At 36.9% G+C, this 8,851-nt stretch carries 7 protein-coding genes and 1 tRNA gene; 2 read left to right on the forward strand and 6 right to left on the reverse strand.

What is annotated here, in order from left to right; translation table 11 throughout:
* The first annotated feature begins 70 nt into the window (after positions 1-70).
* Positions 71-2,920, forward strand: a complete 2,850-nt coding sequence (locus PSU83_RS08335) for an ice-binding family protein (protein WP_300588782.1) — start codon at positions 71-73, stop codon at positions 2,918-2,920.
* 484 nt (positions 2,921-3,404) lie between these two features.
* Here the strand turns inward: PSU83_RS08335 and scpA are convergent, their stop codons facing one another.
* Genes scpA through udk form a run of 6 tightly spaced genes read right to left on the reverse strand, consistent with a single transcriptional unit; the run spans position 3,405 to position 8,476 of the window.
* The gene (gene scpA, locus PSU83_RS08340; RefSeq protein WP_300588784.1) at positions 3,405-5,579 is read right to left on the reverse strand and encodes a methylmalonyl-CoA mutase; all 2,175 of its coding nucleotides are present in this window, start codon (positions 5,577-5,579) and stop codon (positions 3,405-3,407) included.
* Positions 5,580-5,590: 11 nt separating this feature from the next.
* Positions 5,591-5,884, reverse strand: coding sequence for a type II toxin-antitoxin system RelE/ParE family toxin (locus PSU83_RS08345; RefSeq protein ID WP_300588786.1), 294 nt, complete (start codon positions 5,882-5,884; stop codon positions 5,591-5,593).
* A complete protein-coding gene (locus PSU83_RS08350; protein ID WP_300588787.1) occupies positions 5,874-6,107 on the reverse strand; it encodes a hypothetical protein in 234 nt (77 codons plus the stop codon). Before PSU83_RS08350 ends, PSU83_RS08345 begins: the two co-directional genes overlap by 11 nt.
* A 26-nt stretch (positions 6,108-6,133) precedes the next feature.
* Positions 6,134-7,492, reverse strand: coding sequence for a methylmalonyl-CoA mutase subunit beta (locus PSU83_RS08355; protein ID WP_300588788.1), 1,359 nt, complete (start codon positions 7,490-7,492; stop codon positions 6,134-6,136).
* 9 nt (positions 7,493-7,501) lie between these two features.
* Positions 7,502-7,855 (reverse strand): septum formation initiator family protein, encoded by a 354-nt coding sequence (locus PSU83_RS08360; protein ID WP_300588790.1) that lies wholly within the window; start codon positions 7,853-7,855, stop codon positions 7,502-7,504.
* A gap of 12 nt (positions 7,856-7,867) precedes the next feature.
* On the reverse strand, positions 7,868-8,476 hold the full coding sequence (gene udk, locus PSU83_RS08365; protein ID WP_300588792.1) for a uridine kinase: 609 nt from the start codon (positions 8,474-8,476) through the stop codon (positions 7,868-7,870).
* A gap of 165 nt (positions 8,477-8,641) precedes the next feature.
* Between udk and PSU83_RS08370 the strand changes: the two genes are divergently transcribed.
* Positions 8,642-8,719, forward strand: a tRNA-Pro gene (locus PSU83_RS08370).
* Positions 8,720-8,851 lie beyond the last annotated feature (132 nt).

An 8,851-nucleotide genomic window follows, 5' to 3' on the forward strand; every position in this document is an offset into this window, starting at 1 on the left:
TAAAATGCATATTTAAGGATCCTCCTTATCGCATTAACTAGATTACCCAACCCCATTTCAATCTTTTATCATGACGAAAAAATTATTATTTAGTGTAATAGCTATGATGCTATTATTATGCTCAACGATTACTGTAAGTCAAAATCTTAATTTAGGAACGCTTTCTGGCTTTGCCGCCTATTCAGGTACCGGAGCAGTTTCTAATATCGGAGTTTCAGTGCTTACTGGAGATGTTGGTACCAATGTCGGAGCCGTAAGCGGATTTAATCTTCCAACAACCTTAAATGGTTCCTCGCAAAATGTAAATGCATTAACGGTTCAGGCAAAAATTGATCTTCTTAAGGTTTATATACACCTTAGCGATTTATTTGTGACCAATACGACTCATGCAGCAGCCTTTGGAAGTGGTGAAACCATTACACCAGGGGTGTATTCAGTTGGTGGAGCAGGATCTTTAGCAGGAACTATTACTTTAAATGGACAAGGAAATCCTAACGCAGCTTTCGTAATTAAATTTGAAGGAGGTTTTACAGCCGCAGCCGCATCAAATGTTGTTCTAAGCAACGGAACGCGTTCTTGCAATGTTTTTTGGATTGCTGAAGGTGCAATTACTATTGGCGCTGGTAGTACTACAAAAGGAACATTACTGGCACATCCAGGAGCAATCATGGTTGGAGCTAATTGTAATTTAGAAGGAAGAATGCTTTCTTCAGAAGGTGCAATAACTTTTGGACCTGGTATTGCATCGCTTCCAGCAGGACCAATTACTATTCCTATAAATTGTGTAGATACATGTGACAACGCTATTTTAGGATCTGTTGCAAATTTTGCACTATTTACAAGTGTTGGTGCTGTAGCAAATGCAGCTACATCTGGAATTATTGGCGATATTGGATCAAATGCAGGAGACATTAGCGGATTCTTTAGTTCTACTGTTGCAGGTTCTTTTTATAACGTAAATGCAGTTACCGTCCAAGCCAAAATCGATTTAGATGCCGCTTACATTCAGCTACATAATACTCCAAATACGAATACCACACACACGCCCGCTTTCGGAAGTGGAGAAACCCTTAACGCAGGAGTGTACTCAATTGCAGCTGCCGGATCGTTAGCAGGAACAATCACATTAGATGGTCAAGGAAATCCAAATGCATTATTTATCTTTAAATTTAATGGAGCCTTTACAACCGCAGCACAGTCAAAAGTAATTTTGGCAAATGGAACGCGCCGTTGTAATGTTTTCTGGATTGCTGAAGGTGCCGTTTCTATGGGAACTTTTACGTTCATGAAAGGAACACTTATCGCCCATAATGGAGCAAATACAATGGGAGCTAATGGAAATCTAGAAGGAAGAATGCTTTCAACTACAGGAGCCATCGGATTCAGCACGGGTGTAATCTATAATAAAACACTTTGCTTTGTTGAACCGTCAACTCCAATTATTGCTAATGATGACAATGGAACTGTTGCAAGTGGAGTACTAGGAGGAAGAGCAATAAACAATGTATTGACTAATGATGTTTTAAATGGATCTACTCCTTTAATGTCTAAAGTTACTATGCTACATGATTCCCATGAGTTTTTAACATTAAACGCCGACGGTTCTGTAGATGTTTTGCCAAATACTCCAGCAGGTAATTACGTATTTACATACCAAATATGCGAAAAAGCTAATCCAACTAATTGTGATTCGGCAATAGTAACTGTTATCGTTCCTTGCGGACTAATAGAAGCACCAACAGTTTCGGTTATTCAGCCGTCATGTACTACTGAAGGAGGGAGCATAACAATAACATCTCCAACTGCAGAAGGTTCAACGTTTAGTGTTAACAACACCACCTACGAATACAGTAATAATTTTACTGCTCTTACGCCTGGTACCTACACTGTTACTGTTGAAAATAATGGCTGTATCTCAAGCGTAGCTATTGTAGTAATAAATGCAAGACCAGAATTACCGGTTGCGCCAACAGTTTCAGTTACACAACCAACGTGTTCAGTAACTACCGGAAAAATCACAGTATCAGCTCCAGTGGGAACTGGTTTAACATACAGTATCAATTCAATCAATTTCCAAAGTAGTGTGATTTTTTCGAATCTTATCGCAGGTAATTACACAGTAACAGTGAAAAATGCCAGTGGTTGTATTTCAACAGGAACAGTAGCTTTATTAATCGCACAACAAAAACCAACTACCCCAGTAACTTCTCTTACTCAACCTACATGCTCAGTAGCAACTGGAACAATCAAGATTATTAGCCCTACGGGAACTGGTATCACATATAGCATCAACAATGTTACGTATCAAAGTGGTACTATTTTTATGGGTCTTATTGCGGGAAATTATAATGTGACTGCAAAAAGTGTAGGAGGCTGTGTTTCAGTGGTAAGTTTAGTGACCATTACTGCGCAACCCGCTGCACTTGTTTGTCCGATAGTATCTGTTACGCAACCTACACGTAATTGTGGTACTGGAATTATAAAAATTACAACTCCAATCGGAACCGGTTTGACTTATAGTATAAATAGTAGTACTTATCAAAGCGGTACAGCCTTTATAGCTGTTGCACCTGGTACGTACAACGTGAGAGTTAAAAATGCAACTGGCTGTATATCTAATGCAACTGTAGTAACAATAATGAAACAGAATCTTGCAAAAAAAGCACCAATACCAAAATCAAATTTGATTGTTATTATTGCACCAAATCCGACATCATTTAATTTTGGATTGAATATCAATACTGAAAGTGACGAACAACTTTCCATTAGAATAATTGATATCAACGGAAGGATTATCGACCAGTTCACCTCTAATCCTAAAGATACTATTGACTTTGGAAATGACTTAAGTAAAGGATTGTATTTTATAGAAGTTAGTCAAGGAAATGACAGAGTTGTAGTAAAAGCTCAAAAATCATAACTGAAAGAATAAACCTAGAACCGAAATAGTAACTTTTTGATTAGATTATTTTTAGATTATATTTCCTTAAAGCCTGCAAATTTTGCGGGCTTTATTTTTTATAATTTCACAACATAACATAAAAAAATTAAACCGCCTTTTTGGGCGGTTCTAAAAAATAATATTCAACATCTTGTTTACTCTTTAAATTTCTAAATTTTAACGAAAGATGAGCGCGAAGTTACCATTCCACTACAGCTTTCAAAATTTTAATTATTTGATTAGTTATCTAAGTAGTGGAACACATTTAAAAAACTATAATGAATTAAATTTTTTTGACAGAAGTGTCTTCGGTTCAGATTTAAAATTTATTATAGAGGTTATAAAAAAAAACACCAACTTCTCAGTTGGTGTTTTTTATAATTGCTATCTAACACTTCCTTTTTCAGCTTGATAAGTTTGCGTTATTTGGATTCCCACCTTCGCGAGACAGACAAGTAGGAAGTTACTCTTCCAGCAACACCTCCAAAATACTTATCGCCGCCTCAGCTATCTTAGTTCCAGGACCAAAAACGGCAACGGCTCCGGCATCAAAAAGAAATTGGTAATCTTGTTTTGGGATCACACCACCTACAATTACCATAATGTCTTCGCGTCCGTATTTCTTTAGTTCTTCAATTACTTGAGGAACTAAGATTTTGTGTCCGGCCGCTAAAGAGGAAACACCTAGGATGTGCACGTCATTTTCAACTGCTTGTTTTGCAGCTTCGGCTGGGGTTTGAAATAGGGGGCCAATATCAACATCAAAACCAACATCGGCATAACCCGTAGCGACTACTTTGGCACCACGATCGTGACCGTCTTGTCCCATTTTGGCAATCATAATACGAGGACGACGCCCTTCTTTAACAGCGAAGGCATCGGCTAGTTGTTTTGCTTTTTCGAAGCTTTGGTCGTTTTTTATTTCTTTGCTATACACGCCGCTGAAGGATCTGATTTGTGCTTTGTATCTGCCAAAAACTTCTTCTAGCGCATCACTGATTTCTCCTAATGTGGCTCTGTTTCGGGCAGCTTCTACGGCTAAAGATAACAAATTTTCATCCGGATCACTATCAGAAACTGTTGAATTATTCATCGAAGACTTTGCGCAATCGGTTAATTTTGCCAGACATGCTTTTACTTTTTCGGTATCGCGTGTTGCCTTAATGTGTTCTAATTGCTCAATTTGTTGCTTGCGTACCATTTGGTTATCCACATCCAAAATATGCAACGGATCTTCTTTGTCCAATCGGTATTTGTTCACACCCACAATAATATCTTGACTACTGTCAATTCGAGCTTGTTTACGCGCCGCAGCTTCTTCAATACGCAGTTTCGGAATTCCGGCTTCAATGGCTTTGGTCATTCCACCTAATTCTTCAACTTCCTGAATTAAAGCCCAAGCTTTTTCGGTAATTTCAGCCGTAAGTTTTTCTACGTAGTAACTTCCTGCCCACGGATCCACCGTTTTCGTAATCTTAGTTTCTTCTTGTAAAAATATTTGGGTGTTCCGTGCAATTCGTGCTGAGAAATCGGTTGGCAACGCAATAGCTTCATCTAAAGCATTGGTATGCAAAGATTGTGTTCCGCCGAAGGCCGCAGCAGTGGCTTCAATAGCGGTTCGTGCCACATTGTTAAAAGGATCTTGTTCGGTCAAACTCCAACCCGAAGTCTGGCAATGCGTGCGCAAAGCCAATGATTTTTCATCTTGCGGACTGAATTGTTTTAGGAGTTTTGCCCACAACATTCTTCCGGCACGCATCTTGGCAATTTCCATAAAATGGTTCATACCAATGGCCCAAAAGAACGATAGGCGTGGAGCGAATTCGTCTATTTTCATTCCGGTTGCCAAGCCCGTTCTGATGTATTCTAATCCATCTGCTAAAGTGTAGGCCAACTCAATATCGGCAGTAGCTCCAGCTTCTTGCATGTGATAGCCGGAAATAGAAATCGAGTTAAATTTCGGCATTTTCTTGCTCGTATATTCAAAAATATCAGCAATAATTTTCATGGAAGGCGTAGGAGGATAGATGTACGTATTACGCACCATAAACTCTTTTAAAATATCGTTTTGTATGGTTCCCGAAAGTTTATCGGCAGCAACGCCTTGTTCTTCAGCAGCAACGATGTAGAAAGCCATTATAGGTAAAACTGCACCATTCATTGTCATAGAAACCGACATTTCATCTAGCGGAATTTGGTCAAATAAGACTTTCATATCTTCCACCGAATCGATTGCAACGCCTGCTTTTCCGACATCACCAACCACACGTTCATGATCCGAATCGTAACCACGGTGTGTAGCCAAATCGAATGCCACGGATAATCCTTTTTGTCCCGCAGCTAAGTTTCTACGATAGAAAGCATTACTTTCTTCTGCCGTTGAGAAACCTGCATATTGCCGAATCGTCCACGGTCGACGTACATACATCGTACCGTAAGGACCACGAAGGTTAGGAGCAAAGCCTGCTCCAAAACCAATGTGCTCTAGGTTTTCAATGTCTTCCTGAGAATAGGTTGGTTTCAGCTCGATGCCTTCTGCAGTTAAGAAGTTATTAGCTATCAGCTTTTGACTATCAGCTTTTGGCTGACTGCTGACTACTGACTGCTTTATATTTATATGTTGGATGTTTTTTCTCATAGTTTTAAAAACTATTTAGGGAATTTTTTTGAATTTTTTGAAGTGTGGAAACAAGATAGTACTTTTATTATTTTCTTTTTTTCGTCGCAAACATAGAACAATAAAAAAGGAAATATTTTTAATGGAATTGCTCTGTAATTTTTATGTCTAATTTGATAAATTGGATTTAATTCAAGTCTTTTATAAGTCTCTGTTAGCTCATTGTAAAATCTTAATGCAAGATTCAAATTTATTTCTGCATAATATTCGGTTGCATTTTCAATTTCATTCTGTGCTTTTTTAGAAACAATAATATTAAAACCCATATTTTTCTTTAATTCTATTTAAAGATTCAGATGATTTTACGTATTCAGACTCTGGCTCATTTACTCTATCATCGAGAAGTTTTATTTGTTCATCAGAAAGCTGAAATTCATTTTCATTTTTTGCAATGATAATTACTTCTACTTCATCTGCCATAAAATCTTCAGGTAAAGTTATATTTATCTGATGATTTTTCACTTTTACAAATTGTCTAATAGCTTCCATTTTTATCTTTTTTATAAAGGTATAAATTATTCGATGCTCAATCTTTCTTGTTCTAGTTTTTCTGCCAAACGCTTTTCAATAACTGGCGTAATCAATGTTTTTCGCGGATTTTGTTTCACAAAGGGATACAATTCCAAATCGTGTTTCATTTTGTCATTTTTGTTCGGATACTTATTTGTTCCTAACAATATTTCTTTACCGCTATCAAACAGTTCTTGTTCTTTGGCCGCGCTTTCGCTAATTTTCTTTTGGATAGTTCCTTCGATAAGTTGAGAAACAAATCCCCCTTTTTCTTCAATTTCCTTGAACAACAATAATGCTTTATCAGCGAGTTGTTCAGTTAGAGTTTCGATATAATAAGCACCATCAGCAGCATTATTGACTTTATCAAAATAACTTTCGTGCTTCAATACGAGCAATTGATTGCGCGCAATTCGGTCACCAAATTCATTGTCCTTATGGTATAAAGCATCATACGGAAGATTTGCAACAGCATCTGCACCGCCTAGAATTGCACTCATGCATTCGGTAGTGGTACGTAGCATGTTCACATTATAATCGTATAAAGTTTTGTTGCGTTTGGTTGGTGTTGCGATAATATGACACTCGAAATTGTGATTGTATTCTTTTGCTAAAGTGTTGAATAAAATACGTAGTGCTCTTAATTTAGCAATCTCAAAAAAGTAATTGGTTCCAACAGCAACTTCGATAGTTATTGGTTGGTTGATACTTTTAATTCGGTTAAAATATTCATTGACATGCGCCAAAGTGTACGCGAGTTGTTGTACTATATTGGTTCCTGCATTTTGATAAATTCCGGCATTGATCGTTATAAATGGAATTGAAGTTGTACTGGCAATTGCATTTAATTTCTCAAAGTCTTTATCTAAATTGTCAAACCAGTTTCCATCCTTTACCAGTTGTCCAATTGGATCCACCTGAATAAAAAATTTGGCATTATTAGTAGTTGCAAAATTATTTATATTAGCCACGCAGCCAGTTGATAGAAAAGGGAAATAAAAGAAATAAGCCGTATTTTCTAAAGGAAGATTCCGCATTAGGTTAGCTATGTCAATAGTCTCATTTTCAAATGTAAAACGAATACTTTCAGCACCACGATTTAAAGTATCTAAAGCTCTTTTATTCGATAAGGCAACATCATGAACGTAGATGTTTTGTAGTATCAAAAAAGGCGTCGTATTTTCTTTTAAAGTGTACTTGACTTCCGATTCATCGTTGTGATAAAATGGTCGTACTTTGATTCCTTCTGGACTTTCCCAAACCAAAGTTTCGTTATAATCAGCACCTTTTAATTCGTACTGAATCTGCTGTTTCCATTGTTTGGATGAAACGGGTTCAAATGCATCAAATAAATTCTCAACCATGGTTTGTATTTATAAAGATTTTGATTTAGTCACTTCGTCTTTTATAGAATCACCTTCAAATTCGATGATGTAAATGTCTTCACTATCCCGTTTCATATAGTATTTTTCGCGGGCGTATTTTTCTATCTGGTCTGGATTTTTAAGCTGCTTGATGTTCTCGTCATCTTTTTTTATCTCGTCCTGATAGTATTTTTTATTGTCTTCGAGTTCGTTCAACTGCTTGTTCAGAATTCGATGCTCCATGTACGAAGTGTTATCCAAGAAAACCATCCATACGGCAAAAAAAGCCAAAACGAGTACGTATCTGTTTCCAAGAATTTTTAGAATAGGATAGGAATCGGTTAGGTTTTTAAAGAAACTCATAGAAGTATGATTTTAAGTAATTCTCTGGTTGATTACGGCTCTCACTACATCAATGGCAACCGTATTGTATTTGTCATTTGGAATAATAATATCTGCGTATGCTTTTGTTGGTTCAATAAACTGTTGGTGCATTGGTTTTAAGGTCGTTTGGTAGCGATTCAAAACTTCTTCCATATCACGACCACGTTCAGCTATATCTCTTTTTAAACGACGGATTAATCGTTCGTCAGAATCGGCGTGAACAAATATTTTTACGTCAAACATATCACGTAATTCAGCATTAGCAAGTATCAAGATTCCTTCAACAATCATAACTTTTCTTGGATGTGTAATGATGCTGTCATCTGTTCGGTTGTGTGTTACAAATGAATACACCGGCTGTTCAATGATTTCCCCTTTCTTTAATTCGGTAAGATGGTTTACCAATAATTCGAAGTCGATTGCACGTGGATGATCAAAATTGATAAGGCCTCTTTCTTCAAAACTCAGGTTATTATTTTCTTTATAATACGAATCTTGAGAGATTACACCAACTTCTGCTTCGGGTAATTCATTAATAATCTGTTGGACAACAGTTGTTTTTCCACTTCCAGTACCGCCAGCGATTCCAATAATTAACATATAGTGTTGTGTTGTTTTAGTTTCAACAAAAATAGAAATTATATCCGCTTTTTTTGTTTTAAATTTTGAATTTTACATTTAAAATTGAAGAGAAATTAATCTGTAGATAAAAAATATAAAAACCTTTTGTTTACTAATTAATAATTCTATATTTGCACTCGCTTTCGGGGTGTAGCGTAGCCCGGTTATCGCGCCTGCTTTGGGAGCAGGAGGCCGCAGGTTCGAATCCTGCCACCCCGACCAGTAAATCCTTTCTGCTTTTGCAGAAAGGATTTTTTATTTGAAAAAAGAAACGAAGTTCACTTCGAATTTCTTTTTTCAAATAAAAAATACTCGCAGTTTGCAAAACTGCGAAAGGATTTATTTTTGATAGAG

The organism is Flavobacterium sp., from assembly GCF_029945805.1.
In the GTDB taxonomy this organism is placed as follows: Bacteria; Bacteroidota; Bacteroidia; order Flavobacteriales; family Flavobacteriaceae; genus Flavobacterium.

Coding starts and splice junctions, on each gene's coding strand:
- scpA (WP_300588784.1), bottom strand. CDS start 5,579: ATGAGAAAAAACATCCAACATATAAATATAAAGCAGTCAGTAGTCAGC.
- PSU83_RS08350 (WP_300588787.1), bottom strand. CDS start 6,107: ATGGAAGCTATTAGACAATTTGTAAAAGTGAAAAATCATCAGATAAAT.
- udk (WP_300588792.1), bottom strand. CDS start 8,476: ATGTTAATTATTGGAATCGCTGGCGGTACTGGAAGTGGAAAAACAACT.
- PSU83_RS08360 (WP_300588790.1), bottom strand. CDS start 7,855: ATGAGTTTCTTTAAAAACCTAACCGATTCCTATCCTATTCTAAAAATT.
- PSU83_RS08335 (WP_300588782.1), top strand. CDS start 71: ATGACGAAAAAATTATTATTTAGTGTAATAGCTATGATGCTATTATTA.
- PSU83_RS08355 (WP_300588788.1), bottom strand. CDS start 7,492: ATGGTTGAGAATTTATTTGATGCATTTGAACCCGTTTCATCCAAACAA.
- PSU83_RS08345 (WP_300588786.1), bottom strand. CDS start 5,884: ATGGGTTTTAATATTATTGTTTCTAAAAAAGCACAGAATGAAATTGAA.